Origin of the sequence: Trichocoleus sp. FACHB-591 (assembly GCF_014695845.1) — a bacterium.
Classification (GTDB): Bacteria; Cyanobacteriota; Cyanobacteriia; order FACHB-46; family FACHB-46; genus Trichocoleus.
On the sequence record NZ_JACJPA010000021.1, the window covers coordinates 23,705 to 49,191 of the forward strand.

A 25,487-nucleotide genomic window follows, 5' to 3' on the forward strand; every position below is an offset into this window, starting at 1 on the left:
GATCGCAGCTTGCCGTTAAGGTGAAATTAGCGGTACTCTCAGCAGAAATATAGAATAACTTAACCCTTGCAGCTTTACGCTCAGGGGTTTTTTCATGAAATCTGGTTTTATCACGCTGCCTCGTACTATTTCGTTACATTTTAAGTCAGCGTGAGAATCCCCCTGGGACAATGAAGATCAATGCAGATCCATTGGGTGCCGTCTGAGTATGATTTGTTGCCTGAATCCGAACTGTAAGCAACCCCAAAATTCTGATAGTGCCGCTGTCTGCCAGAGCTGTGAGACAAAGTTGGTTCCCTTACTCAGAGATCGCTACCGGATTTTGCAGCCGATTGGGCAAGGTGGTTTTGGTCGCACTTATTTAGCGATCGATGAAGACCGCCTCAAGACTCGTTGCGTGGTGAAGCAGTTTTCACCTCAGGTGCAGAGTGCCCGCTCGTTAGATAAAGCAATTCGTTTATTTGATCAAGAAGCAGTACGGCTGCATGAGCTAGGTGAGCATCCTCAAATTCCAGCTTTGTTAGCTTACTTTGAGCAAGAGCAGCGCTTGTACTTAGTGCAGCAATTTATTGAGGGGCTGAATTTAAGCCAGGAACTTCAGCAACAAGGCAGGTTTAGTGAACAAAAAATTCGGGATGTTTTGGCTGATCTCCTGCCCGTTTTGCGGTTTGTGCATGAGTGTCAGGTCGTTCACCGAGACATCACACCTTCCAATATTGTGCGGCGCAAGTTAGACCATAAATTGGTGCTGATTGACTTTGGCGTAGCCAAGCTGCTGAGAGATGTCACCTTGGCACAACCAGGCACCAAAATTGGCACCGAGGGCTATTCACCGATTGAGCAACTGCGGAGCGGCAAAGCCTACCCAGCCAGTGATTTGTACAGCTTGGGTGCGACCTGTCTTTACTTAATGACCCGCGTGAAGCCAGAGGATCTCTACGATCCTTTGCAAGGACGATGGCTGTGGCGGGATTACCTGGCTAAGAAAGGGACCAATATCAGCCAACAATTAGGACAAATTCTGGACAAGCTGCTCAAGGATTTAGTTAGCGATCGCTATCAGTCGGTGGACGAAGTGCTCCAAGATTTACAAGCTGTGGCGGCTCCTTTACCTGACTCGGCACCGAAACCATCTAACCCACCGCTATCCAGTATTCCTCCTACTTCGCAACCACCGCGATCGCGGCCTCTAACTTCCCAGCCACCTACATCACGGCCTTCTGGTTACTCTATTTCTAGTTTCACTTCTGGGCCAAGCTCGTCAACGCCAGTTTCCCAGCCAGTTTCTCAACCTATAACTGCAAACCCCTCTGCGGGGCCTACCTTTTCGGGGCCCCGCCAGTCCCAAGCAGCTCTGTGGCGGTGTGTCGGCACGTTGACAGGGCACTCTTCTTGGGTGATGTCACTCGCTATGAGTTCTCGCAAACAAATCCTTGCGAGTGGCAGCTTGGATGACACAATCAAGGTCTGGAATTTGCAAACGGGCAGCTTGATCCGCACCTTACCAGGGCATCTCAAGGCGGTCAATTCTGTGGCGATTAGCCCGGACGGACAACTGCTGGTTAGTGGTAGTGACGATACGACGGTCAAGATTTGGAACCTCCAGACTGGTGATCTGCTCAACAATCTGGTCGGACATTCTAGAGATGTCAACTCTGTCATGATCACCCCCAATGGTCTGCTTTTGGCTAGTGGCAGTGAAGACAGAACAGTGCGGTTGTGGAAGGTGCGAACGGGAGAGCTGCTCCGCACCTTATCTGGAACTGCGGGCATGGTGAAGTCGGTTGCGATCAGTCCCAATAGCTTGTTGTTAGCCAGTGGCGGGCTAGATAACCAGATTAAGCTGTGGCACTTAGGCAGCGGGGAGTTGACTCGTACGCTCTATGGACACTTCAACTCGGTCAATTCGGTGGCCATTACCCCGGATGGACAAATCTTAGCGAGTGGCAGCAAAGATAAAAGCATTCGCTTGTGGAATCTGAGTACAGGGGAGTTGATCCGCACGCTCACAGGCCACTCTGATATGGTGAACGCGATCGCCATTACCCCGGATGGCCGCATGCTGATTAGTGGCAGTAGCGACAAGACAATCAAAATCTGGAGTATTGGCACAGGGGACTTAATCTGCAACTTAACCGACCACTCCAACCCCGTGAGTGCGATCGCGGTGAGTGCGGGCGGGCAGTTGTTTGCCAGTGGCAGTTGGGACAACACGATTAAAATCTGGCAACTGACTTCTTAAGGAGTTGGAGCAGTGGAAGGCGCAACTAAGGCAAACCCCTCAGCATTGCCTAAAACTCGTTGGCTAGAAATCTGCAAGCTATTGAGCACTGCGGTATCTAGCAACAGATAATGCTGGGTGGCTTGAAGCCGCTGCAAATCTGGTAGCCCCGCAGGTAACACTAGGCGATCGCTGTAAAAATTGAGGCTGGGGCGGTGATTGGGAAATGAGGTGTAAACAGTCGTTCCCGGTGGGGTATGAGTGGCAATTAAGGCTACGACTGGCTGCACCGGATAAGCCTCGTTTAGTTCCCATAGCCAAAGCGATGAACTCATCAGCAGTCCTAGGCTGAGGTAGCAGCCTAGCAGCAACACCGTGATGAACTGCCGTTGCTGCCGTAGCATCCACCAAGCAGCCCAACCAAAGCTCACACCGACCGTTACACCGATCGCCAACAAAACAGGTTGAGAATCAGCCCAACTGCCATAAGCTCCCCCCGCGAAACCAGCGATCGCTAAAAATCCTAAGAATCCTGCTGCTACTTTGGAATAAGGGCGATCGCGGTGCCAAAGCTGATCGAGCTGGGCTCCCAAGGCTAAAGACACGAAGGGATAGAGCGGGAGCACGTACCAAGGCAATTTGGTCGTCATGACTGAAACAGCGCTCAGGTAGATTCCGATTCCTACTAAAACCAAATGGCTCCAAGTCAGTTGCCGCTTCTGCCACGCCAAAATCAATCCACTGGGTAAGAAGATCAGCCAAGGCCAAGTGTATTTCAGCAACTCTAAAAGGTAATACCAAACAGGGCCAGTGTTGCTGTTGACCGATTCCCAAACCCGATTTACTGATTGCGCCAGGAAATGCACTTGTAGAAAAACAGAGCCGTAGTGCTGCACTTGCGCCGCATACCAAGCGAAGACTGGCATTGATCCCAAAGCAATTCCAGACCACAAATAGGGACTCCGAAGCAAAGCATACTGCCGATCTACGACTAGAAAACTGAACGCGATCGCTCCTAGAAGCAGCGCCAAAATTCCTTTGGTCAGAGCCAACAAGCCTAGTGCGATGCCCACTCCTAAAGCCCAACGGCGATCCTGTCGCGCTTTCAGTAGACATCCCAATAACAGCAGCAAGAAGGTAATGGTGATGCCATCGCGCATCGCCAGTCGTCCATGCCGCACCACTGGCAGGAGAGTGAGATATACAGCAGCCGAGAACAGAGCTGGTAGGCGCTGGCTAAAAACTTGCCGCCCCACCCAATACAACAGCGGTACGGCGCAGGCGCTGAGGAAGGCGGCAGGTAGGCGAGTCGTAAAGTCACTCACCTCAAATAGCTGGTAACTGCTGGCAATCAACCATTCCAGCAGCGGTGGCTTGTTGAGATAAGGACTACCGTTGAGCATGGGATAGAGCCAATTGCCAGTGCGGTACATAGCTTTGGCGATCGCTGCATAAGTACCTTCGTCCCAGTCTCGCAGCGGCACCCCACCCAAGTTGATCCCCCATAGACCACAAGCCGCAACTAGTAGCCCCAAGCTCCAACCTAAATCTAAATTGAGCCACTTAGAATCCTGACCCGCTGGGTTACTCAACGCTCCTACTCCCGATTTCCACGTAACTCCCGATTTCCACGTCACAGTTAGCCTCTAGCAAAAAGGGACGAGCGATCGCTCATCCCTGATTCCTCAAACTGATCTCGAATTTATGGAGATGCCCTGGCATCAGAATAAAAGAAAATGGTTTCTACCGACGCTTTTGGGCTTTCCAAGTGCCGCCATAGACATAAAATGAATTGCCTTGGCTCACTTCAGGCCAGCAGCGATCGCAGACAAACCGCCATTGTTCGGACTCATCTAGCTTGACGCGATAGAGCACAGCCGCAGAATTAGCACAGCGATCGCACAGCTTGACTCTGGTGGCTCGTGCCATCAGTTAAGCCACAATTGAAGACTTGGGCCGAGCAAAAATCATCCGACCCGCCGAGGTTTGTAAGGCTCCCGTGACTACCACTTGCAGTTCATCCCCGATGCGGTTGCCGCCTTCCTCTACCACCACCATCGTGCCGTCATTCAGGTAGCCCACACCCTGAGCAGGTTCTTTACCTTCTTTGAGGATCTTCAAATCTAGGTAATCTCCTGGCAAATAAGCAGGTCGTAGCGATTGGGCCAATTCGTTAATGTTTAAGACTGGCACACGCTGAAGGCTAGCGACTTTATTTAAGTTGTAGTCATTGGTGAGCAAAGTGGCGTTAATTTCCTGGGCCAACCGCACCAGCTTCGCATCGACAGTCGAGACATCATCGTAGTCTGCCGAGTGAATCACCAGTCGTTCAGGATAAGCTTCCTTCATGCGATTGAGGATGTCTAAACCCCGGCGTCCACGCACCCGTTTTTGGTCGCTAGAGGCATCGGCAACTTGTTGCAGTTCCAGCAAAATAAACTGCGGGATCAAAATCTGGCCTTCTAGAAACCCGGTACCAAGAAGTTCTTCAATACGTCCGTCAATGATGCAGCTAGTATCCAAAACTTTAGTTGCGGCGGGTTTCAAGGTGCCCTCTGCCAGCAACATAGTTTCTACAGAGTGGGGATTGATCAGCCGTAGCAAGGCTCGACCGTGAGTATCGGCCAAAGACATCCCAGAGAACGCAAACAAAATGCTGCCAAGTACGGCTGCTAATGGCTTAATAAAAGCAAATTCCCAGGGGATCGGTAGCAAGAAAATGGGCGCTAGCATCAGGTTGGCGACCAAAAGCCCCAAGACTAGCCCGACAGAACGGCTGAGCAAAATATCAACGGGCATTTGGCGAACTTGTTTTTCTAGCCGCCGATAGGCAGTCTGAGCCGCAAGGCCAAAAGCCATGCCAATTAAGGCTCCAAAGCCAGCGGTGACTAAGCTCAAACCTTCACGATTACTGACTTGGGCTAAGGCTGTGTTGGGTAGGAGATCAACGCTGAAGAAGCCTATCCCCCCCCCTGCTAGTATGAATGAGAAGATGATCAGTGCATCGAGCATATGTATAGCCCATTGGGATGGATGGGATGAATGTCTAGTCCCAATAGACAAGCTCTGGGAGGGACTAGAAGAGAGTTAAGCGATCGCTGAGCGTCGTGTTAAGCCGATTGAATTCACTTTCAATATTTGGAAGGGCTTCAGCAGCGACTTGAACTCACTCAGCTACTAAAAATTTACATGGCTCTATTTTATATCTTCGACTTCCTTAACTTTGTAATAGCTGTTGTTCTAGCTTTTAATGAAATTGCACTTCATGAAATAACTTTTCTGCTTGCTTTATCTCAGCGGTTTTAGTTTGGCAGGATAACGCTTAATCGTGAATGTATTGATTTCATTAGATTTTCGGTTAAAACAACAGTCCTAAATCATTCATTAAATTGCTGTTAGACAACACAAATTCTTTGACTCCAATCCTCGATCGCGATCGCCCGAAAGCGGCTTATCTGCATATCCCTTTTTGTCGGCGGCGCTGTTATTACTGTGATTTTCCAGTATCTGTGGTGGGGGATCAGGCTCGGGGCGAGAATTCTGGGGCGATCGCCCAGTATGTGGAAGTGCTCTGCCAAGAAATTGAGCTGGCTGTAGAGCTAACGGTATTAGAAAAAGCCGTTCCTATTCAGCCTTTAGAAACCATTTTTTTTGGGGGTGGGACTCCGTCTCTCCTCTCTGTAGCGCAGCTCGACCGCATTCTGCAAACGTTAGAGCATAAGTTTGGTATCGCTGCGAATGCCGAAATCTCGATTGAGATCGACCCAGGCACCTTTGATTTGCCTCAAATTCAAGGCTATCGAGCGGCTGGAGTCGATCGAGTTAGCTTAGGTGTGCAGGCGTTTCAACCGGAATTGTTAGCGCTCTGTGGTCGCACCCATTCGGTAGTAGATATTTATGCGGCTGTGGAACTAATCCACCAAGCGCAGATGGTTAACTTTAGTTTAGATTTAATTTCGGGGTTGCCGCATCAGACCCTAGATCAGTGGCAAGCCTCCATCGAAGCAGCAATCGCTTTGGCTCCCAAGCATCTTTCCTGCTACGACCTGATTGTGGAGCCTGTCACAGCCTTTGGTCGGCAATATCAACCTGGAGACCAGCCACTACCCTCCGATACATCGGCGGCTGAAATGTATCGCTTAGCCCAACAACTGCTCAGTGCTGCGGGATACGAACACTACGAAGTTTCCAACTACGCACAACCGGGGTTCCAGTGTCGTCACAATTGCGTTTACTGGAAAAACCAGCCTTTTTATGGTTTTGGTATGGGAGCCGCTAGTTACCTGCAAGGGCAACGCTTCACCCGCCCCCGCAAAACCCGCGAATACTACGAATGGGTCAAAGCCCAAAAATCAAACCTCTCTAGCTCTCCTCCTTCCGCATCCTTCCAAGACCTTCTCCTCGACACATTGATGCTGGGTTTCCGTCTTGCCGAAGGTTTAAGTTTGGTGGAGTTAGCTCAGCAATTTGGCAAACCTAGCTTAGATAAAATCTGCCATTCTTTGCAGTCGCATTATGCACAAGGCTGGGTAGAAGTTGGTGGCGTGGAATGGGAAGCGATCGCCCAGCTACCTTTAGAAGCGCTACCACCGGAAGCCCGAATCAGGCTCAGCGACCCAGAAGGATTTCTGTTTTCTAACCAAGTTCTAGCTGACCTATTTGCAGACCTAGAGTAGGCTAGTTGAAACCTTGAGCCTGCTCTAGCCATGATTCCCATCGGTGATAACTTACCCCGGCGCTCTCACCCGATCGTGACCTATGGCTTGATTGGGCTTAGTGTTGGTTTATTTTTGTGGGAGTTGCAGTTAGACTCGTCCGCCTTAAATGATTTTTTACAGACTTGGGGCGTGGTGCCAGCGCGGATAGCTGCTCTGAGTCAAGACGCGATCGCGGGTCAATGGTTGGCGCTACCGTTGCTGGTTGCTTCCTTAGTAACGAGTTTATTTCTGCATCAAGGCTTCGCCCAACTGCTGGGAAATTTACTTTTTTTTAGAGTTTTTGCAACCCAAGTTGAAGCTTCACTGGGGCATGGAGCGTTTCTAGCTTTTTTTGTTCTAGCCGGGATCATGACTAGTAGCTTACAAGTCTTGATTAACCCAACTCTACAAGCTCCATTTATTGGTGCCAATGGTGCGATCGCCGCAGTTTTGGGCGCTTACTTAGTTGGTTTTCCCAAAGCCAAAATTGACTCCATTCTGCCCTTGGTAGTCGTTTTTGTGCCGCTTGAGTTACCTGTATGGGTTTACTTGTTTTGGTGGTTCGTCCAACAGTCAACTTATGGGTTAGATAGCTTCACTATACCTGGCGGCATTAATCCGTCTGGCTGGAGTTACTGGACACAAACCATCGGGCTACTTTTAGGAGCGGCCGGAATGAAGTTTAGGTTAATGAATATCAAGACATCGGGTTAGCGTAGACACAATCTATTAACGGCAAACTCCGAGTATGAGCAATTGACTGAGCCGTTTCGTAGGCAGCTTCGTAGTTTTTACAGGTACAAATCAAACGAGCTTCGGCTGTTGAATCATCACAGCCTGGCCGAAGTTCAATCCCTGACTGGGTTTGGTAAACCGTAAAAAAAGATGATTCCACTTGTAATAAACCCAATTTCAAACAATAATTTTATACTTTTTAAAGGTTCCTCTCAGTATTTTTGAGGAACTTAACTCCTAATTCTACTGGCAAAGCTTCATCGTTGTGCGGATAGAAACATTAGAAAATTTGTACGCGAAGAAGAACCTATCTAACGCAAGCTGAGTCTGCAATTCAGCGATCGCCTAGTTTCTATTTCACGGACTATTCCACTGGCGCTCAAGCCTATCTAATCAACATCTACTCAAACTTAAAGTCGAATCATCTCATTAAGTTAACAATATTTATTAATGAAAGGATTACTAAAGCTAACCTCTAAAAGTAACAGTTAAAACTGATAAATTTTAGCTCAAGTAAGTCAGCTTGATTGCCTTGAAGTTTTTGGTGGCGAATCGCTCAACCGTGAACCCATAAGCTTCTAGAGTATCTATCACTTGAATGGCTTATCTGTTGTCTTACCCAGGGCCAGACCAACTAGTACAACACCAGCAGTAACTGTTTACGATACTCCTTTGTCAAAGGATGATCATCCCCCAATAGGTCAAAGATCATGATCATGGCTTTTCGAGCACCATCCCCTCGATAATTCCGGTTTCGGCCGACTAACTCTAAAAATAGATTTAAGGCTGCGGCATAATCTTCATTTAAAGTCAGGCGAATCGCCTTAAAAAACAGTTCATCTAGTTCATTTTCAGCGGCGGATTCTGTCACTATTTGCTGAAACTGAATCAAAGCCTTTATGGCCTGCGCTTGAGCGAAATACTCTTTGTCATCGGCTTGAATTGCAGTCAATAACTTGGTCGCTGATTCGAACTTATTTTGGCTAACTAGAAACCTGGCACCCGCCAGAATCAAGCGGCGGTCTTCAGGATATTCCTCGCTCAATGCTTGCAGCAGTTGCTTAGCTGTGGCTGCGTCGCCCGTTTGAATCGCAGTCTGTAGCGTTTCTAACCCTTGCTCTAGCTCAGACTTTAGGCTTAACTCTGAAAGCAGCGATCGCAGCTTGGGTTCTGGTAAAACACCAACAAAGCCATCTCGCATTTCACCTTGCATCCAGATTTTGACATCTGGCACCCCTTCTACACCGTACGTATTGGCTAAATCTGGGCTTTGATCAATATCAACCTTGGCTAAGACGAAATCGTACTCCTGCACCAACTTCTCTAAGATTGGTTTCAGCATCTGGCAGGGGCCGCACCACTGGGCAAAAAAATCGACTACGACTGGCTTTTCGTAGGACTTTTGCACAACCTCAGCGGCAAAGTTGTCGCTATTAACCTCAATAGACACACCCATGACCACTACTTCCCTAACTGACCTGCTCGTTGTCCAATTTTAGGACAAATCCTCCACCAGGCTCAGCACTACACACATTGCTTCGAGGGCAGAGGGTTTAGGGTCGGTTGTTTGTCCCGCGATCGCGGCTGGAGTTGCACTGGTTCAGCCAGGGGTGGGCTGGACCTGAGAGCTGCCGAACTAGGAATTTCGATCACAAATTCTGTGCCCTGACCTGGGATGGAGTGGCACTTTAAGCGACCTCCATGCTTCTCCACCACAATTTGGTAGCTGATGGACAAGCCTAATCCCACCCCACGCCCGACTGGTTTAGTGGTAAAAAAGGGGTCGAAGAGTCGCCGTTGCACCGTTTCACTGATGCCAGGCCCGTTGTCAGCAATACGAATGACTACCCACTGATCGGCCTGCACGGTCGTGCAAACATGAATCACCCCTGGCTGCTCAGCAGACTGGTCTTGGGAGTCCTCCAAAACATCGATTGCGTTACTCAAAATATTCATGAAGACTTGGTTGAGCTGTCCAGCGTAACACTCCACGAGGGGGAGGTCGCCATATTCTGGCAGCACCGTAATTCCAGGATGACCCGCATGGGCTTTGAGCCGATTTTTCAGAATCAAAAGCGTGTTGTCGAGACCTTCATGAATGTCTACTGCTTTCATTTCCGCTTCATCCAAGCGCGAGAAGTTTCGCAGAGACAAGACAATTTCGCGAATCCGTTCCGCCCCAACTTTCATCGATTGCAGCAGTTTTTGTAAGTCTGTGGCTAGGAACTCTAAGTCAATCCCTTCCAGGGCCGCTTGCAATTCATCCACCGGAGCGGGACATTGTTGTTGATAGAGCGTGAGTAAATGCAGCACTGTCTGGACATACTCGTCGGCATACTTGACGTTGCCGTAAATAAAGCTAACCGGATTATTGATCTCGTGCGCGACTCCTGCGACCAACTGGCCCAAACTGGACATCTTTTCCGACTGAACCAGTTGAGATTGAGTCCGTTGTAGCTCATGTAAGGTGGACTCTAGCTGTTGAGCTTGCTGCTTTAGTTGCGCCTCTGACTGCCTGAGCGCTGCTTCCATCTGCTCCCGCTCGGCAATTTCTTGCTTGAGCATGAAGTTTGCTTGGGATAGCTCGCTAGTCCGCTCGTGGACCCGCTTTTCTAGTTGATCAAAGGCTCGTTGCAGAATCGATTCCGTTTGCTTACGCTCGGTAATGTCTCGCGTCACTTTCGCAAAGCCTTGGAGTTGGCCGTGGTTATCCCGCAGCGCGATCATGAGCGCATTCACCCAAAATCTGGAACCATCTCGGCGGACCCGCTCGCCTTCCACCTCGCACTGACCCAAGGTAGCGGCTTGCTGTAGCTCCCACGCAGGTTTGCCTTCTTGGACTTGTTCGGGTGGATAAAAACAAGAGAAATGCCGACCAATCACTTCTTCTGCACTGTAGCCTTTGATCCGCTCTGCACCTGTGTTCCAACTAATGACCACACCATCTGAGTCGAGCATATAAATGGCATAGTCTTTGACGCTTTCTACCAGGAGCTGAAATCTTTCCTCACTGGAGCGCAGTTGTTTCGCCGATCGCCTGCGTTCCGTAATGTCGTGGGCGGTGGCATAAATCAATTTTTGCTCTGGCAGCGCTTGAGCTTTCCAAGATAACCAACGATAGGAACCGTCTTGGCACAAGCAGCGATTCTCAAAACAAATGGGTTCTGAACTCAGGAGTAGTTGCTGGATATAAGCTTTGGTCAGAGCGCGATCGCTAGGGTGCACAAATTGCATTGCAGGAGTAGCGAGTAGCTCAGCAGCAGTAAAACCCAAGGTTTTTTCGCAAACTGGATTCCAGCGCTTGAAATAGCCGTCGAAACCCACCACACAAAGCAAATCCAGAGATAGCGTAAAAAAAGGGTCTAATAACGGTTGATCAAAACTTGCTGTCGCTTTTACTGCTGCCGTTTGGGTCTCTATGTGCACTATTTCACTCCTGCCAACTAATAAGTTGTTCTATGACACTGACCCTCCCGGAAACTTCGCAGTTATTTAGAGGACGGTGGCAGAAAAACAACTGGACACGGAGATGCACCCAACTTACCAGCGTTTATGCTCTTCCACTGCTTCTATCTCTGGGAGGAAGTGGAGACTCCTCCAGAGTGAAAAGCTTTAACATTAGCCCTATCTTAAAATGAACTTTCTTTAATTTATTCAAATGTTTCAGAAAGTAACTATTAATAAAGTTGATTGTATAAATTGTGTCACCCGCACCTTCCTGTGCTCTTCTAGGGTTGCAAGAGATTAATTCATGTTTCTTTGGGTTGACAGGCAAGGAAACTGATGTTGACTACTACAGAAGTGCGTTGGTTTCAGCTATGTACGATTCCAGAGGCGATCGCTAGCTCACCTGAGGGCTCGAAAGAATAGTACAGTGGAGAGCTACAATCCTGATTGCTCGTTGGTAAACCTTGACTGTTATTCATCCAATTACTTGGGACGCCTTAGTCAACATCGTTGCCAGACTGAGTTTGGCTTTGCTCGTTGGTGGCGTCATTGGCTTTGAGCGGGAGATTCACCATAAACCCGCTGGCCTAAGAACCCACATGCTCGTTAGTTTTGGCTCGGCGCTTTTAGTGCTCATTCCTATCCAATTAGGGCAAACCGAAGCCAGTGCCGATGCTCTTAGTCGCGTCATCCAAGGTATAGCCGCCGGAATTGGCTTCTTGGGAGCAGGGGAAATCCTCCAGCAGGCGAAGCACAAATCTGAGCAAGTGCGTATCCGAGGGCTGACCTCTGCCGCGGCAATCTGGGTTTCAGCAGGGTTAGGGATTGCCGCAGGTTGTGGTTTGCTAGCCCTCAGCTTAATCGCTGCCCTCATGGTGCTTTTTGTGCTGACTGTGTTGAAGCGGTTTGAGCCGCGTGGTTAGCCTCGGAAAAATAATTCATACAGGGTCAGCAGAATTTCGACCACAATCAAAATAACGATGTACCACTCTACTCGCTGGCTACTATTGCGTTGCAGCAAATCCAGCACAGTTTCAGCGGTGCGCGAAATCAACTCTAATTTGCGTTGTAAGGCTAAGTTGCGTTCGCTAATTTCATATTCATCTTCCATGCGGAGGTAGAGGCGCTCTAATTCTGGGCGCTCCCAAAGGGTTTCTGGCTTTTCGCCAAAGGCTACCAGTCCCACCATTTTGTGCTGAATCAACAATGTGCCCCCGATATGGCGCAGCAATTCTCGGTCTTGGCGTTTGCCTCGGCCTTGGTATTGCAGGTCAGCCGCTAGGGGTTCAATGCGATCGAAGAAATCGGAAATGCTGGCTTCGTAGTGGGACAAAACCACGCTTTTCGCCAAAACATCAGCTACAATTTGCAGTCGCTCTACTGTAAACTCGCTCAGAAGAATAATGCCGTCTTTCACCCGAGAGGCATCAGCGGGGCTGAGCTGAATCTGATCGGCTTCCGTTTCCGGTTTTTCAAACGGCTCAATTACAGAAGGCTTGAGATTGGTTAGAAAACCGTCAGTTTCTTCTGGAGTTAAGTTAAAGAGCACCACAGCTCCATAACGAAATATCACTGCACAACCTTGCTCTCCTGCGGTCACCACTAAAGGTAAAACGGCTAGGCGATCGCCTTTTTCTAAGACTTTGATGTCAATCCGCTCACCTAAAAATAGCGTCTGCACCCCAATCGTAGTTTTGCCTGCAAAGAGAGTGTCAGATTCGTGAGCTGTGAAAATTTTCTGCATATTAACTGGAAGATGAACTGTCCATTGTATTCAAGAGGGCCTCAAGGCCGCGCAACTGCTCTATTGCTAACTGGGTTAACCAAGATAGCTGTGGAGACTCTTTTCTTCTCCAGCCTAAGGTGAGGGCTGGTAGAATGACCACTTTTCTTACTTCGCGTTTACTCACTTAATACTGGTTGACTTCGGGCGTGCTGCCTCTTGAGTTCGTATTGTGCCTCGGTGTCGCCAGATTTCGATGCTGAGGATGCAGGTCATCAACCACACCAAACCTGCTGCATAACCTGCCAAAACATCGGTGGGCCAGTGAACGCCCAAATAGAGCCGACTAAACCCGATCGCGGCAATTAGAACTGCTGTTGAGATCAGAATCCCGACACGCCACCGCTTAAAGTGAGTCGCCAGCAAATAACCCAGCAACCCATAGACCACCACCGATAGCATGGCGTGACCACTAGGAAAGCTGTAATATTTCACATCCACAATCCTGGCCCACAACGCGGGACGGGCACGCGCAAACACATCCTTCAGCAAAACATTGAGTCCCGCTGCCCCTGCTGCCGCGATCGCTAATGTAGTCGCTTCAGAGCGTTGACCTCGCCAGAGCAGCCAAGCCCCTAAGGCCAAACTCATAATTGTCAGCTCTGTGGGTTCTCCTAGAAACGTAATTGCGATCATGAGGCGATCGAGCAGGGGGTTATGTAGCTCCCGCAGGCTCAGCAAAATTGTCGTATCGAATGCTTGCGTTTCTTTTTCTAGAACCTCATCGGCTATTTCGGCAAAGCCCCAGAGAGCTAGACCCGCCAACACTAAACCGCCCAGCCGTACTGTAGAGAGCAGTGGCAATAGTTTAGGGCCGACGCGATCGCGCCAAGCTCGAATAATTTGGGCACTCAGATCCTGCATTAGCCGCTGGTTCGCTTCAACGCTCTTAATTGCATAAGTAAAGAACTCGTTCCAGAACTATGGTAGGCTTTGCCAGGCTTGAGCCACGATGTCGCTGAGCCAACGTCGTTGAGCCGCATCGAGCAAGCTGTCGTCTGTAAGCACTTCTGTTGTTAAATCTTCTAAAGAACGACCTTCAGAGCGTGTAATTAGGACCACACCCGCGATCGCAGCGGCCACCAACTCTTCGTCAACTGGCTCTTGGCGAAGTGCAACAATTTCTTCAGAATTCACAGGGATGGGATAATTCATGGCTAGTTAATTAAGTCGATCGCCGCCTAGAAGCTATATGAGAATGTTGTAAAGTTTCTTAAGTAATTTAGTATTCGGAAGTTTAACGTAATTTGGGGTTCTGTCAACCCTGCCTTGCTACGTAATTTGTTGGAGTAAATCCCCCAAATAATCCCCACGATGAAAGAAATTCTTTATATTGAAGTTCCTACCCCAGACACAGAAGCTGTGTGTCAGTGGCTACAACAAGACTTTCACTCAGAGCTGGGCGAGAAGATTGTGACGCCCAATGGCTTCCGCGTTAGATGTTCCAGGACTACAACGGCATCTAAGACAATTTCAGACTCAGCGAGTGTCCTAGACTCAGAGCTGTCAGTTTTTGTCTGGTCTTTACAGCGAACAACTTACTTAAAGATTTTCCGGTGGGCAGAGATCGCAATCCCGGGAGAGCAGAAATTTCTCCAGCAACTTACGACCGAGATTAGGCAGCAGTTTCCGAATCAATATCCTGTGCCACCTGCGATCGACCTAACGCAGCAATCGATCTTTGAAGCTTTGGCTTCTCGCTATCCCCAAACGGTGAAGTTCTTCCAGAAAATGCCGAATGGGGAGTATGACTTAACTCGCGTTTACTGGTGGGAGCAGCGCTGGCGCGAGGGAGTGCGTAATCCTCAGCAGCCGCAACAGGTAATTTTTCGCTCAGAAGCGAGTCGGGAAGGGCGAGAAGCTAGGAATTCAGATTTGCAAAACCCCAATGTCGATTACGACTTGATTTACATTGGTGGCGCGTTGGGAGTGATTCATGCAGCGGTGATGGCTCGGCTGGGCTACCGGGTGCTGTTGGTGGAGCGCTTGCCCTTTGGTCGTATGAACCGAGAATGGAATATTTCTCGTGATGAATTCCAGAGCTTGATTGATTTGGGACTGTTTACGCCTGCTGACTTTGAATCCGTGATTGCCAGAGAATATATCGACGGATTTCATAAATTTTTTGATGCTAACAATCCGCCCCAATCCAAGGCTCCAATTCTGCACACGCCGACTGTTCTGAATGTAGGGATTGATGCTGAGAAGCTATTGCGAGTTTGTGGCGACAAATTCCGAGCGGCAGGGGGTGAAGTTTGGGACGAAACTGAGTTTGTCCGAGCTGATGTCAGCGCTGAGCAAGTGACTGTGACCTTGACTCACGTACCAACGCGATCGCCCAAACAAGTCACAGGCCGCTTGCTCGTCGATGCAATGGGTACTGCTTCCCCGATCGCTTGGCAACTGAATGGCGGTCGAGCCTTTGACAGCGTTTGCCCCACGGTAGGAGCCGCGATCGCGAGTGGTTTCGAGCCAGAAGTGTGGGATGCCAAGTATGGCGATGTGCTCAACAGTCATGGCGACATTTCTAAAGGGCGACAACTGATTTGGGAGTTGTTTCCCGCTCAGGGCGAGGAACTCACAATTTATCTATTCCACTACCATCAGGTACATCCTGATAATCCTGGCTCGTTGCTGGAAATGTACGAGGACTTTTTTACGATTCTGCCTGAGTATCGCCGCTGCGATATGGACCAGTTGATATGGCGCAAGCCGACGTTTGGTTATATTCCAGGGCACTTCACGGTCGGCAGTCGCGATCGCCAAGTCGCATTCGATCGATTAGTGGCGATTGGGGATGCTGCTTCGTTGCAGTCTCCTTTGGTTTTCACGGGATTTGGCTCACTGGTGCGAAACTTGGGCCGTTTAACGCATTTGCTTGATACGGCTTTGCAGCATGATTTGCTCAGCGCTAAGCACCTCAATCGCATCCATACGTTTCAAAGCAATGTCTCCGTTACCTGGCTGTTCTCTAAAGGCATGATGGTGCCCACCCACCGCTTCCTGCCACCAGAGCGCATCAACGCCATGCTGAATACCTTCTTTGGCATTCTCGCAGCCGAATCTCCAGCTGTAGCAGATGCGTTTATCAAAGACCGAGCCGATTGGGTGTCATTTAACCGCATGGCGATCCAAGCCGCTTGGCAAAACCCTGCCTTATTGGTTTGGATCTGGCAACTGGCTGGCCCGAAAGACTTTTTCCGCTGGATTGGTAGCTATGTAAACTTTACCGTTGCTGCCCTAATGAGCAGCTTAGTAGGTAGTTGGCTACCTTCACTGACCCGCTCGAGCCAACCTTGGCTCGAGACGCACTACCCTGGCTTTTGGTTGTGGTTGTTGAGCTGGAACTATGCGCTAACGGCGGGCCTAGGTCGTCCTCAAGTTAGCCTCAGGCGATCGCTGCCCAACCTCTCTGCCTCTCAGCCTGAGGCACCTGAGATATCCCCATCTCCCAACCTTGGCACGAGTAGCCCTTTAGCAGGCAAGAAAGGTTGATAACGTGAGTTCTGCAAATCTTGCTCCCCTTCCCTCGTAGGGAAGGGGCTGGGGGTTAGGTCTCAATCCAACTAAGAACGAGGCTGGGGAAAGCTGGGTAGCTCTACCGCCGCCATTGAAGCGCGTTTTTTGTGCGATCGCAGGGGATACAGGGTGGGGGAGGGCCAACTAGAGGAAAAGGTAAAAGAGGCTATACTGGTTGACTCGCCTGGGTCTGCGCTCGCCTTCGACTGGTCTGTGGGTGGCTCGCTGGTCTCTGCCGTAGCCCTAGGTGTAGCAGCAGGTGCTACTTCTGCAACATCAATCAGCTTGGCTAAATCGTGCCAAAGTTCCTCTTCTTCAGGAAGATTAGTGCCGAACGTGAGTGGAGTGACGACCTCTTCTCCAGAGGTAGTTGGCTCCAGCAATGTAGCCTCCACGAGATCCTCTGGCTCCTCTGGCAAATCCTCTTGCCAATTAGCTGCATCAAACGGGGCGATCGCCTCTATCTCAATTGTCGGGTTAGCCTCAACGATGACGGTAGGACTGATCAATTCATCATCGATAATGATGAGTTCGTCTTCTGCAACTGCTTCAGGTGTGATGGTTTCGGACTTAGCGGTTTCAGATTTAGCGGTTTCAGATTCAGTAGTTTCAGAGGTCAAAATCACTTCAGCCGGAGATTGCTCAGAAGTTGCTTGCTCTGCGGTCTCAGCGGCTTCTGATATCTTCTTCTTGAGGTTGTAACTAATCGAAAGCTGAGCCTGGGAATTCGCGATCGCTTGATCCCATAAAGGATGATTGGCACTGAGATCATCAGGATCTGAGGTATCGGTAGCGGGAGATGACAACAAATCTTGCAAAATAGGTGCGATCGCGGATGGCAGTTCTAGCAAGGAATCGTCTGCCAAGTCAGACCCAACTCCTGACCAATCAGAGACAGCATCTGCGGTGGTAGAACTCAGAGGTGACGCTGACGCAGCAAAGTCTCCCTCACCCTCTAAGTCGGCATCCAGCAGCCAAGGTTGCGCTGACCAGGGCTGAATCGAGTCTACTTTGGGCAAAAAGGCGGGGTCTGAGGCAGCAGCAGGTTTTTGCGGGGAACGAGCTTTAGTCGGGCTAGGGATCGCACTAGCAGCGGTTAGGTCAGGATGCGCTTCATGGCAAGGAGAGCTAACATCCAAGCACTTTTCTAAAGCTGCTTTGAATTGCAATGTGTAGCGCTGTTGGCGGTGCAGGCGCGATCGCAAGTCTCGACAGATATTTTCTGCTTGCATCACAGCGTGAGTTTGCTCGTTGTAACGCTGTTGCGTCAAAGCACATTCGCGCTCTAGCTGAGCTACTCGTTCCTGGCTATTCTCCAGTTGAGCCGTGATAGTTTCTACTAAAATCTGTTGGCGCTGAGCCGCTTGATGAGAGCATTCCAATTCGTGCATCAAGCGGGCAATATGCTCATCTGCTGCGGTCAGTTCCTCGCTTTGCTGGGCCAGAATGGTTTCTTGCTCTTGAGTGCGGCTGGCTTGAGCTTCCAGCGTGATTTGGCACTCGTTTAGAACTACTTCCAACTGAGTCACGCGGCTCAGCAAGTAGCCGTTGCGCTGTTGTAGCTCTTGCATGATGGTGACAATTTCATTCACCTCTGGGAGGGAGAGGGAAACCAGCGACTCCGCCAACTCAGATTCAGGCTCGCGGCTCTCCGAGGCAACTTCAACGACAGGATGGGCGATCGCATCAATGCTGATAGCATTCGGGAAATCGACGGTTTGCCAGTCATCTTCTAGCATCTCTGACCGTTGGGGCGGCAAATCCGTCGGCTCGGCGCTGAACTCAGCAGGGGCAGGATCAACAACGTTGAAATCGTTTGGCTTCGGTAGCTCTGGGCCATTCGTTGGGGTGTCAGCTTCACTCATCACTCTCATCCAAAAGGTAAGGAATCCTAGTCCAGATTGAGCACCGCCTTTTCGGGACTAGCAGGCAGGAGCCACTCAATTCTCCGTAATCCGTAACAAGCTAAATAGATAGCCTGACCTACGTTGCAACCTCAGCTCGACCAAGTCAGAACTTCAGTATCTGCAACACAGGCAAATTGTTAGTTAATCTTGTAGGCTAGCATCCGAAAACCATTACGGCTGTATTGCCCAAGAAATTATTAAAAATTGAAAATTAGCCAAAACTAAAAGTTAAGGACGGACAATCGACTCAGGGTTAAGGAGTTTTTCAACAGAGAGAGCACACCGAACATTAAAAAATCTAGCGGAATCAAGGCTCTAGGTCTAGCCTTAAATCAGGGATTTTGAAAGTTATTATTAATTTTTCTCAAGATTAAATTAATTAAGGTCATTCTCAATGGTTGAAAATTGTCCGAAATCCAACGTTGATTAGGAAGCCCAAATCCAAGAAATATTTCCCACTTCAGCAGCAACTTCTCAGCCATCTGAATTCTTTAAATTGATATTAGTTAGCTGGGTCAGGCAGACTCTACAAACCTCGTAGGGCTTGATGCAACAAGTCGCGGTGCATTAAAGCCCGATCCACTAAGGAATGAATTTGATTTGCCGAGAGAGGAGCACCGTTGGCATAATGCTCGACCCAAGCTTGACTAATGGTGCGGGGATCGCTTGGGATCGGGGCATGCTGCGAGTTGCCAAGCAAATCCCAACCCGGAATATCCAGTTCACTCATCAGTTGGCTCACTTTAGGGTCGTAGCTGAGGGCAAAACAGCGGCACCCCTCGGCTGCGGCCATAATTAGGCCGTGGTAGCGCATCGCGATCGCCATTTCTACACCCCGAAACACGCCTTTAAGCTGCTGGGGATCACTCAAACTGAGAATTTTGCTGGGTCCAGGCAGTTGAGGCTGAATGGTTTCGGCGATCGCTAAGTCTTGGGCAGCTTGAAAGGGTACAAGCAAAATACAAGTTTGGGTGGCCTTTTGAAAATCTATTAAAGCCTGGGTCAGGATCGCCAGTCGCTCTGGGGTCAATGAGGAGTGCGATCGCAGCGCCACAGCCACTCGTGGGGCTGGCAGATCCCACAGTCCTTCAACAGGTTTGGCTTCTAAGGCCCACACGGGGTCAGGCGCAAGCAGGAATGGTACCTGCCATTCAGACAAAAGAGCAGCAGACCCTTGATCCCGCACGCTTACGGCATCACAGTTGGTAAAGGCTTGACGAGCTAACCAGCGGGTAAAGCTGCGATTTAGAGGGCCAATACCTTGCGCCCAAGCAATGGTCTTGAGGCCAAACCGCTGCGCGAGTCCCATTAACCCACCGTAATAAACTGGGCTGGCGGCGCTGGTTACGTCTTGCATCAGGCTACCACCGCCCCAAATGAGTACGTTGGCTTGCTTGAGGGCAGGAATTAAAACTTGAGGCGTTTTGCGATCGCAGGCTTCTACGCCGTAAGCCGCTTGAGTTTGGGCAGAGTCGCCGGACAGCACGATTGGGGTGACATGGTTAGGGAGCATTTGCAGCAGCGAGGCTAGCAGGGCTTCATCTCCCCCATTGCCTTTGCCATAATAGCCACACAAGACCGCCCGTACTGATTCCATCCTCTGACTCCCGTACTGTCACCCTTACAATACCGGAGTTCCGGAAGCGGTAGCATAAAAAGTTAGGGACACAAGTTTGTGTCTGAACTTGCAGTTTGGGTGATGGGTGGCTAACATGCACGCACTTTCAATTCCCACTTGGATTATTCACATTTCTAGTGTGCTGGAGTGGATGGCGGCAATTTGGTTGATTTGGACTTATGCGGAGGTGAGCCAAAATCGAGCTTGGCGATCGCTTTCCTTGGGAATGTTGCCTGCTTTGGTGAGTGCGATGTGTGCTTGTACTTGGCACTTTTTTGATAATGTGGCTGCGTTGGAGTGGTTGGTGACGCTGCAAGCGGCAATGACGGTGGCAGGGAATTTTACGTTGTGCTTGGCGGGGTGGTGGATTTGGCGGGCGAGCCGGAAGGGTGATGTGGTTACGCCTCTAGATTCAGAATAATTTCGGTCATAGTTCCAACTTTAAAGTCCGAACCTTGGGGGCACTCGCCCCCAAACCCCCGCTGAGGGACGGCTGCGTCCCCCAGACCCCCTCCAGACGGGTCTATTTGTGAGTGTTTCGATATCCAAGCAGATTCCTAACCCCAACTCATAACTCCTCTTTCATTCCTCATCACATTTCACTCCTCACCACTTCCATGTCTAAAGAATCTCTTTTCGCTATATCGCTCTTTCCCTACTTGGGATTTCTCTGGTTTTTGACTCGTTCTGGGCAAACGCCTCGGTTGGCTTTGATTGGGTTTTATTTGACGTTGCTGTTTGTGGCGGTGACGATTCCGGCAGGGATTTATGCCAAGGTGGCTTATGGGGCAAATTTGGCGGATATTGATTGGTTACATGGTGGAGCGGAGTTTTTCTTGACTCTGTCGAATATCTTTGTGGTGCTGGGGTTTCGGCAGGCGGTAGTGGAGAAACAGCGATCGCTGCCCTAAATGCTCTCTTTGCCGTGGCATCAGGATTCTCCGCTATAGTTGGGAAAGCAATTGGCACGTTGCTAGAAGTGAACATGCCAGAAGTGGAAACGCCATCCGTCAAAACGCCACAACTAGAAACATTGGAGTTAACTCGGCTTTGCAGATAACGTTTTTAGGAACTAGCTCTGGAGTCCCCACGCGATCGCGCAATGTTTCGAGCGTGGCCCTGCGTTTACCCCAACGAGCAGAAGTTTGGCTGTTTGATTGTGGGGAAGGCACTCAACACCAGTTCCTACGCAGTGACCTCAAAGTTAGTCAGTTGTGCCGCATTTTTATTACCCACATGCACGGAGATCACATCTTTGGCTTGATGGGGTTGTTGGCGAGTTGTGGATTGGCGGGAAGCCCAACTCGGATTGATATTTACGGCCCACCCGGACTAGATGAATATTTGCGGGCCAGCGGGCGTTACTCACAAACGCATTTTTCCTATCCGATCAAGGTTCACACGGTGCAACCGGGAGTGATTTATGAGGACGATGAGTTTGTGGTTAGTTGTGGGCCGCTAAAGCATCGGATTACGAGTTTTGGCTATCGCGTGGTGGAGAAGGATCGAGTGGGGCGCTTCGATGTAGAAAAGGCAAAGGCTCTGGGTATTCCTTCGGGGCCGCTCTACGGCAAGCTGAAGCGGGGTGAGACGGTGACGCTACCCGATGGCCGCAAAATTAATGGATCCGAACTCTGTGGCCCCACAGAAGCGGGTCGGAAGATTGCTTACTGCACAGACACAATTTTTTGTGAGGGCGCGGTGGAGCTAGCTCAAGAGGCAGATGTAGTGATCCATGAGGCTACGTTTGCCCATCAAGATGCGGAGTTGGCTTATCAGCGCTTACATTCCACCTCGACAATGGCGGCTCAAGTCGCGCTAGCAGCTCAGGCGAAGCGGTTGATCATGACGCACTTTAGCCCCCGTTATGCTCCGGGCAATGCCATTCAACTGAGTGATTTGCAAGATGAAGCACGGGCTATTTTCCCCAACACAGAAATGGCCTACGATTTCTTCACCTATGAAGTCCCACGACGACAGGCTACAGAGCTGATTTCTACCTCATAACCTGCTGCCTGAGCCTTAGGTGATTTCTAGCTGATTTTTAACTGGCTCTCGACTCGTTATCTTCAGCGGTTGCCCGCTGGCGCTGGCTTTTCATTAAGCGATCGCGAATTTCAATCAAGCGAGATTGGCTACTGATGGGTGCCCGTGGCAGGGGCACTTCCATGTTCGGCCAGTTGGGTAAGTCGATGCAGGGGCACTCTAAGTCAGGGGTGCCAATGATGGGTAGAGGTACGGGCATGGAGCAACGGGCACAACCCATAATGTCCCAGGCAGGAGAGAGCAATTCGGCAATGGTTTGATGGGTGCCTTCTAGATGGCAGTCTCCTGATTCTGGAGCGCGGACGAGTTGCCAGCAATCTTCAAATTCTTGGCTGTAGCGATCGCCTTGAATGACAGGTTCTGGCAGTAAAGCAGTTTGACCATTATCAATCACAACTTTCTTACCTAACTGAAACCAGTAGGCCAGATACTGTCTAACTTGCTGTTCCGATGCCATAAGTGCAACCAACGCTTGGTTTTGCCAAGTTATGAAGAGGTTAATACTGCTGAATAAATTGATTTGATTTGCTTAAATTTATGGCACGTGTTTTAACATTTAGACTTCTCACTTAAGGTTGAGCTTGAGGTGCCAAAGTCTTTATATAGCAAGGATTAGTCCCATGCTATTGCTATCTGCCCCTGATTGTAATTCTCGCAACTTAGCTTCAGTCTGAAGTCACTAATATCTTTAGATTTAATTACGATTTATCTCTCGCGCTTTTCAGCGTCCCCTTTAGCGCTTTCCGCTAAGACCATAGATAGTGGAGTGCCTAGCTGAGTCAAATTGAGCACGTAACCACCTGTCACCAGATAAGTAGCACCCGCGATCGCTCCTATGTAGCGCACCAGAGTGCCGAGGCGATCGCGGAAAGTTCGTCCGATCGGGTAGGCAGGCACCACGCCCCAGCCCGTTTCTTCGGCCACTAAAATAATTTGACCCTGGGTTTGTTGCAGGCTGTGTAGCAGAGCTTGTTGAGTTTGCTCCCAAGCCGTCTCGTCTTGCTCTAGCAAGTTAGCAAGCCAGGTTCCTAGCGAGTCCACCAGCAAGCATTGTTCTGGTTGCGCCTGCTGAATCACTGTGACTAGCTCAACAGGCTCTTGAACCGTTTGCCACGTTTCTGGACGGCGATCGCGATGCCGTTCGATCCGGGCTTGCCACTCTGGGTCATTAGGGTTTGTTTGAGCAGTAGCCACATAAGCCACGGCTTTGCCTGACTGGGTTGCCAGAGCTTCGGCCCATTCACTTTTGCCAGAGCGAGCGGGGCCAGTGACTAAGCATAGTGAGGAAGTGGAATGAGGCAGTAAGTTCATGGCAAGGCTTGAAAATCAATGGGAGCGGGAGTGGCAAGGCAAAGTTTGGAGTCAGATGAGAATTGCTCGAACTCAGAGAAAATTATAATTTTCTGCGATCGCCACCAGTTACAATGCCGTCAAGGTTAATGTCGGTTAAATAGCTTGCGGAGTCAAAAAGTTACGATAAACTCAACTCCTAAGCAGAGAAATTTCAGTAGAGAGATTGAGCGACGCATCAGGGCGGATTTCTAGGAGTAAGGTAACGAAATTATGAACCCAGATCTACAACGAATCGAGGCAACTCTTCATCAGCTAAAAGGTCCCGCTGCTGCACCGGGTCAACCTGCCTCTTCTGGAAATCGTGCCTATTCGTTTACGGTCGGCTCCAAGCCCCAAAGTGGTGCTCCAAGTCAGGCAGCGATCGCGGTGCAGCCTTTTCCCGCCGACCACGACAAGACTCCCAGTTTGCCAAGGCTCAAGGTTCCTAACTTTACTAGTCATCGCCATGCTGCTAATCCCGCGCTGGCCTTGAACTTGCTCAAGGAAATTGAAGGGACTGCTTCCGGTTGGTATACGGCGCTGAATCAAGTGGTGCAGCAAATCCAAGAGCTTTACCTTGAAGGGCCAATTGTAGACGGTTGGCTAGAGTCCCACCCACGCAAACCAGAGGCAGGCTCTGAGGAAACTGCAGGAGTACAACCTGCAGAGGTAGACTCGCTGATGAGCTACGTGGCAGAACTTTGCGACATGCCGCAAACTAACGTGACTTGTGAATCTCCTCAACCCGGTTATCAACTCTGTGGTCTAGATGGGGATGGGAAAGTTTGGTCAAAGCCTTGTCCGCCAGAGCAGGTTGCTAGTGTGGGTTTAGCGATCGCTCGTCATCAACGCCTCCGTCAACTCTTAGCTCGTAAGCGGCAACTCGAAGCTCGTCTAGGTCGCCTCGCAAAAACTCTGATCGTGCTTCACAGTCACATCCAAGAGCACTAAGTATTGACTGCGTAAGGCTTTAGCTCTATTTTTAGACCTGTTTTGATCCAGCCGCCTCGTCGGATCTTTGCGCTAGTTTAAATATCTTCATCAAAAATTGACTTAGTAACTGCGGGTTTATGAGGTAAATAGAAATAGCTGAGACAGCCACTTTGTAGCTGAGTTGTCACTGAATCAAGTGCATCACTCAGTATCAGTAAGTGTTGAGAGCTGACTTGCAGGAGCTTGACTATATGCCTGATCCGCAGATTTCTGCCGTAATTTGTACCCATAACCGGGAGCAATATTTAGGTGCAGCAATTGATAGCCTGCTGGAGCAGGATTTCCCCCATTTTGAAGTGATTGTGGTGGATAACGCCTCTACCGATCGCACCCGCGAGATTGTGGAAGCGCGTTTGTCTCATCCCCGCTTGCAATACATTTACGAGCCCGTTCCCGGTCTTTCGGTCGCCCGCAATACTGGGGCGAAGGTGGCTAGAAGTAGCATTATTGCTTATCTAGATGATGATGCAGAAGCTAGCCCAGGATGGCTGAGTGCGCTTTATCGAGCTTACCAAAGCAATGAAAGACTCGCGATCGCGGGCGGGAAGGTGACATTGCTTTGGCCTCCAAATGTCACGGCTCCGCGCTGGTTGTCTCCTGGATTGGCGGCAAACTTGGGCGACTATGACTTAGGTGACGCGATCGTCCAAATTCAAAACCCCAATCTCACCCCGCGAGGCCTCAACTACTCGGTGCGTCGGACTTTCTTAGATCAAATTGGTGGGTTTGATGTCAATTTAGGACGGGTAGGCAAGAACCTCCTCTCCAATGAGGAGCTCTACCTGACTGAGCAAGCCTTAAAGCGAGACTGGCAAGTCGCTTACATTCCCGATGCGCTAGTGGCTCACAACGTCTCTTTGGAGCGCACCAAAGCTGCTTGGTTCCTGAATCGAGGCTGGTGGCAGGGGATTAGTGAGCATTACCGCGAAAAAGTGTCAGGCCGTACCGGAGCAGGCCAGCTACGCCGGGGTGGAGAGCGTCTAGTGCGAGGGTTGTATAAATCCCTCAAATATTTTGCTGACCCAGCCCAGCGCTTTGATAATTTTGTCTACGCTTACTGTCAAATTGGTTATCTACAGGCTGTCATTCAAGGCATGCTAGCCACCTCAGACAGCAAACAACCTGAACTCAGTGCTTCAGGCACTAAGCGACCTGACTCGTAACAAAGTTCTGGAAATTAAGGGGGATT

General features: G+C 49.9%; 23 protein-coding genes. 10 read left to right on the plus strand and 13 right to left on the minus strand.

Annotated features, from left to right (window positions below; translation table 11 throughout):
- The first annotated feature begins 208 nt into the window (after positions 1 to 208).
- Positions 209 to 2,242 (plus strand): serine/threonine-protein kinase, encoded by a 2,034-nt coding sequence (locus tag H6F90_RS03075; protein WP_190550131.1) that lies wholly within the window; start codon positions 209 to 211, stop codon positions 2,240 to 2,242.
- On the opposite strand, the gene H6F90_RS03080 is transcribed toward H6F90_RS03075, so the two are convergent.
- The 3 genes from H6F90_RS03080 to H6F90_RS03090 all read right to left on the minus strand — a co-directional run bounded on the left by H6F90_RS03080 (position 2,239) and on the right by H6F90_RS03090 (position 5,233).
- Entirely contained in the window at positions 2,239 to 3,858 is a 1,620-nt protein-coding gene (locus H6F90_RS03080; RefSeq protein WP_370587933.1) for an ArnT family glycosyltransferase, read from the minus strand. The genes H6F90_RS03075 and H6F90_RS03080 overlap by 4 nt on opposite strands.
- Positions 3,859 to 3,964: 106 nt before the next feature.
- Complete coding sequence (locus H6F90_RS03085) at positions 3,965 to 4,150, minus strand: hypothetical protein (RefSeq protein ID WP_190550133.1); 186 nt, start codon at positions 4,148 to 4,150, stop codon at positions 3,965 to 3,967.
- 3 nt (positions 4,151 to 4,153) lie between these two features.
- Positions 4,154 to 5,233 carry a PIN/TRAM domain-containing protein gene (locus tag H6F90_RS03090; protein ID WP_190550134.1) on the minus strand — a complete coding sequence of 360 codons (1,080 nt, stop codon included), beginning with the start codon at positions 5,231 to 5,233 and terminating at the stop codon, positions 4,154 to 4,156.
- Positions 5,234 to 5,634: 401 nt separating this feature from the next.
- Between H6F90_RS03090 and hemW the strand changes: the two genes are divergently transcribed.
- Both hemW and H6F90_RS03100 read left to right on the plus strand, forming a co-directional pair.
- Positions 5,635 to 6,897 carry a radical SAM family heme chaperone HemW gene (gene hemW, locus H6F90_RS03095; RefSeq protein ID WP_190550136.1) on the plus strand — a complete coding sequence of 421 codons (1,263 nt, stop codon included), beginning with the start codon at positions 5,635 to 5,637 and terminating at the stop codon, positions 6,895 to 6,897.
- Positions 6,898 to 6,927: 30 nt separating this feature from the next.
- Positions 6,928 to 7,632, plus strand: coding sequence for a rhomboid family intramembrane serine protease (locus H6F90_RS03100; RefSeq protein ID WP_190550138.1), 705 nt, complete (start codon positions 6,928 to 6,930; stop codon positions 7,630 to 7,632).
- Here H6F90_RS03100 and H6F90_RS03105 read toward each other — a convergent pair.
- The 3 genes from H6F90_RS03105 to H6F90_RS03115 form a co-directional block, all read right to left on the minus strand.
- Complete coding sequence (locus H6F90_RS03105) at positions 7,616 to 7,813, minus strand: hypothetical protein (RefSeq protein WP_190441585.1); 198 nt, start codon at positions 7,811 to 7,813, stop codon at positions 7,616 to 7,618. The genes H6F90_RS03100 and H6F90_RS03105 overlap by 17 nt on opposite strands.
- A 474-nt stretch (positions 7,814 to 8,287) precedes the next feature.
- Positions 8,288 to 9,109: a tetratricopeptide repeat protein gene (locus tag H6F90_RS03110; RefSeq protein WP_190550140.1), complete on the minus strand. Its 822-nt coding sequence runs from the start codon at positions 9,107 to 9,109 to the stop codon at positions 8,288 to 8,290.
- A gap of 68 nt (positions 9,110 to 9,177) precedes the next feature.
- Positions 9,178 to 11,079, minus strand: coding sequence for a PAS domain S-box protein (locus H6F90_RS03115; protein WP_199295684.1), 1,902 nt, complete (start codon positions 11,077 to 11,079; stop codon positions 9,178 to 9,180).
- A 485-nt stretch (positions 11,080 to 11,564) separates the two neighbouring features.
- On the opposite strand from H6F90_RS03115, the gene H6F90_RS03120 reads away from it, so the two are divergent.
- Positions 11,565 to 12,023, plus strand: coding sequence for an MgtC/SapB family protein (locus H6F90_RS03120; RefSeq protein ID WP_190441581.1), 459 nt, complete (start codon positions 11,565 to 11,567; stop codon positions 12,021 to 12,023).
- On the opposite strand, the gene H6F90_RS03125 is transcribed toward H6F90_RS03120, so the two are convergent.
- The 3 genes from H6F90_RS03125 to H6F90_RS03135 form a co-directional block, all read right to left on the minus strand.
- Positions 12,020 to 12,844 carry an RMD1 family protein gene (locus tag H6F90_RS03125; RefSeq protein WP_190550142.1) on the minus strand — a complete coding sequence of 275 codons (825 nt, stop codon included), beginning with the start codon at positions 12,842 to 12,844 and terminating at the stop codon, positions 12,020 to 12,022. The two genes, H6F90_RS03120 and H6F90_RS03125, sit on opposite strands and share 4 nt — an antisense overlap.
- Positions 12,845 to 13,006: 162 nt before the next feature.
- Positions 13,007 to 13,747: a phosphatase PAP2 family protein gene (locus H6F90_RS03130; protein ID WP_190550144.1), complete on the minus strand. Its 741-nt coding sequence runs from the start codon at positions 13,745 to 13,747 to the stop codon at positions 13,007 to 13,009.
- 57 nt (positions 13,748 to 13,804) lie between these two features.
- Positions 13,805 to 14,038, minus strand: a complete 234-nt coding sequence (locus H6F90_RS03135) for a hypothetical protein (protein ID WP_190441575.1) — start codon at positions 14,036 to 14,038, stop codon at positions 13,805 to 13,807.
- 159 nt (positions 14,039 to 14,197) lie between these two features.
- On the opposite strand from H6F90_RS03135, the gene H6F90_RS03140 reads away from it, so the two are divergent.
- Positions 14,198 to 16,378 carry an NAD(P)/FAD-dependent oxidoreductase gene (locus H6F90_RS03140; protein WP_242024308.1) on the plus strand — a complete coding sequence of 727 codons (2,181 nt, stop codon included), beginning with the start codon at positions 14,198 to 14,200 and terminating at the stop codon, positions 16,376 to 16,378.
- Positions 16,379 to 16,449: 71 nt separating this feature from the next.
- On the opposite strand, the gene H6F90_RS03145 is transcribed toward H6F90_RS03140, so the two are convergent.
- Positions 16,450 to 18,267, minus strand: a complete 1,818-nt coding sequence (locus H6F90_RS03145; RefSeq protein ID WP_190550146.1) for a hypothetical protein — start codon at positions 18,265 to 18,267, stop codon at positions 16,450 to 16,452.
- Positions 18,268 to 18,835: 568 nt separating this feature from the next.
- Entirely contained in the window at positions 18,836 to 19,906 is a 1,071-nt protein-coding gene (gene csaB, locus H6F90_RS03150; protein ID WP_190550147.1) for a polysaccharide pyruvyl transferase CsaB, read from the minus strand.
- 115 nt (positions 19,907 to 20,021) lie between these two features.
- Here csaB and H6F90_RS03155 point away from each other — a divergent pair, with 115 nt between their 5' ends.
- The 3 genes from H6F90_RS03155 to H6F90_RS03165 all read left to right on the plus strand — a co-directional run bounded on the left by H6F90_RS03155 (position 20,022) and on the right by H6F90_RS03165 (position 21,934).
- Positions 20,022 to 20,348, plus strand: a complete 327-nt coding sequence (locus tag H6F90_RS03155) for a DUF2499 domain-containing protein (RefSeq protein ID WP_190441568.1) — start codon at positions 20,022 to 20,024, stop codon at positions 20,346 to 20,348.
- 196 nt (positions 20,349 to 20,544) lie between these two features.
- The gene (locus H6F90_RS03160; RefSeq protein WP_190550148.1) at positions 20,545 to 20,838 is read left to right on the plus strand and encodes a DUF3593 domain-containing protein; all 294 of its coding nucleotides are present in this window, start codon (positions 20,545 to 20,547) and stop codon (positions 20,836 to 20,838) included.
- A 139-nt stretch (positions 20,839 to 20,977) separates the two neighbouring features.
- Positions 20,978 to 21,934: a ribonuclease Z gene (locus tag H6F90_RS03165; RefSeq protein ID WP_190550149.1), complete on the plus strand. Its 957-nt coding sequence runs from the start codon at positions 20,978 to 20,980 to the stop codon at positions 21,932 to 21,934.
- 37 nt (positions 21,935 to 21,971) lie between these two features.
- Here H6F90_RS03165 and H6F90_RS03170 read toward each other — a convergent pair whose 3' ends face one another.
- Both H6F90_RS03170 and cobU read right to left on the minus strand, forming a co-directional pair.
- Positions 21,972 to 22,430: a hypothetical protein gene (locus tag H6F90_RS03170; RefSeq protein WP_190550150.1), complete on the minus strand. Its 459-nt coding sequence runs from the start codon at positions 22,428 to 22,430 to the stop codon at positions 21,972 to 21,974.
- A gap of 248 nt (positions 22,431 to 22,678) precedes the next feature.
- A complete protein-coding gene (gene cobU / locus H6F90_RS03175) occupies positions 22,679 to 23,284 on the minus strand; it encodes a bifunctional adenosylcobinamide kinase/adenosylcobinamide-phosphate guanylyltransferase (protein ID WP_190550151.1) in 606 nt (201 codons plus the stop codon).
- A gap of 252 nt (positions 23,285 to 23,536) precedes the next feature.
- Here cobU and H6F90_RS03180 point away from each other — a divergent pair, with 252 nt between their 5' ends.
- Positions 23,537 to 24,256 carry a hypothetical protein gene (locus H6F90_RS03180; RefSeq protein ID WP_190550153.1) on the plus strand — a complete coding sequence of 240 codons (720 nt, stop codon included), beginning with the start codon at positions 23,537 to 23,539 and terminating at the stop codon, positions 24,254 to 24,256.
- 233 nt (positions 24,257 to 24,489) lie between these two features.
- Complete coding sequence (locus H6F90_RS03185; RefSeq protein WP_190441556.1) at positions 24,490 to 25,461, plus strand: glycosyltransferase family 2 protein; 972 nt, start codon at positions 24,490 to 24,492, stop codon at positions 25,459 to 25,461.
- Positions 25,462 to 25,487 lie beyond the last annotated feature (26 nt).

Bases quoted from the DNA above. Each gene is read 5' to 3' on its own strand.
- H6F90_RS03170 (WP_190550150.1), bottom strand. From the start codon at position 22,430: ATGGCATCGGAACAGCAAGTTAGACAGTATCTGGCCTACTGGTTTCAG.
- csaB (WP_190550147.1), bottom strand. From the start codon at position 19,906: ATGGAATCAGTACGGGCGGTCTTGTGTGGCTATTATGGCAAAGGCAAT.
- H6F90_RS03090 (WP_190550134.1), bottom strand. From the start codon at position 5,233: ATGCTCGATGCACTGATCATCTTCTCATTCATACTAGCAGGGGGGGGG.
- H6F90_RS03145 (WP_190550146.1), bottom strand. From the start codon at position 18,267: ATGAGTGAAGCTGACACCCCAACGAATGGCCCAGAGCTACCGAAGCCA.
- H6F90_RS03110 (WP_190550140.1), bottom strand. From the start codon at position 9,109: ATGGGTGTGTCTATTGAGGTTAATAGCGACAACTTTGCCGCTGAGGTT.
- H6F90_RS03155 (WP_190441568.1), top strand. From the start codon at position 20,022: ATGCACGCACTTTCAATTCCCACTTGGATTATTCACATTTCTAGTGTG.
- H6F90_RS03180 (WP_190550153.1), top strand. From the start codon at position 23,537: ATGAACCCAGATCTACAACGAATCGAGGCAACTCTTCATCAGCTAAAA.
- H6F90_RS03130 (WP_190550144.1), bottom strand. From the start codon at position 13,747: ATGCAGGATCTGAGTGCCCAAATTATTCGAGCTTGGCGCGATCGCGTC.
- H6F90_RS03140 (WP_242024308.1), top strand. From the start codon at position 14,198: ATGAAAGAAATTCTTTATATTGAAGTTCCTACCCCAGACACAGAAGCT.
- H6F90_RS03075 (WP_190550131.1), top strand. From the start codon at position 209: ATGATTTGTTGCCTGAATCCGAACTGTAAGCAACCCCAAAATTCTGAT.
- H6F90_RS03185 (WP_190441556.1), top strand. From the start codon at position 24,490: ATGCCTGATCCGCAGATTTCTGCCGTAATTTGTACCCATAACCGGGAG.
- H6F90_RS03125 (WP_190550142.1), bottom strand. From the start codon at position 12,844: ATGCAGAAAATTTTCACAGCTCACGAATCTGACACTCTCTTTGCAGGC.
- cobU (WP_190550151.1), bottom strand. From the start codon at position 23,284: ATGAACTTACTGCCTCATTCCACTTCCTCACTATGCTTAGTCACTGGC.
- H6F90_RS03100 (WP_190550138.1), top strand. From the start codon at position 6,928: ATGATTCCCATCGGTGATAACTTACCCCGGCGCTCTCACCCGATCGTG.
- H6F90_RS03160 (WP_190550148.1), top strand. From the start codon at position 20,545: ATGTCTAAAGAATCTCTTTTCGCTATATCGCTCTTTCCCTACTTGGGA.
- H6F90_RS03135 (WP_190441575.1), bottom strand. From the start codon at position 14,038: ATGAATTATCCCATCCCTGTGAATTCTGAAGAAATTGTTGCACTTCGC.
- H6F90_RS03085 (WP_190550133.1), bottom strand. From the start codon at position 4,150: ATGGCACGAGCCACCAGAGTCAAGCTGTGCGATCGCTGTGCTAATTCT.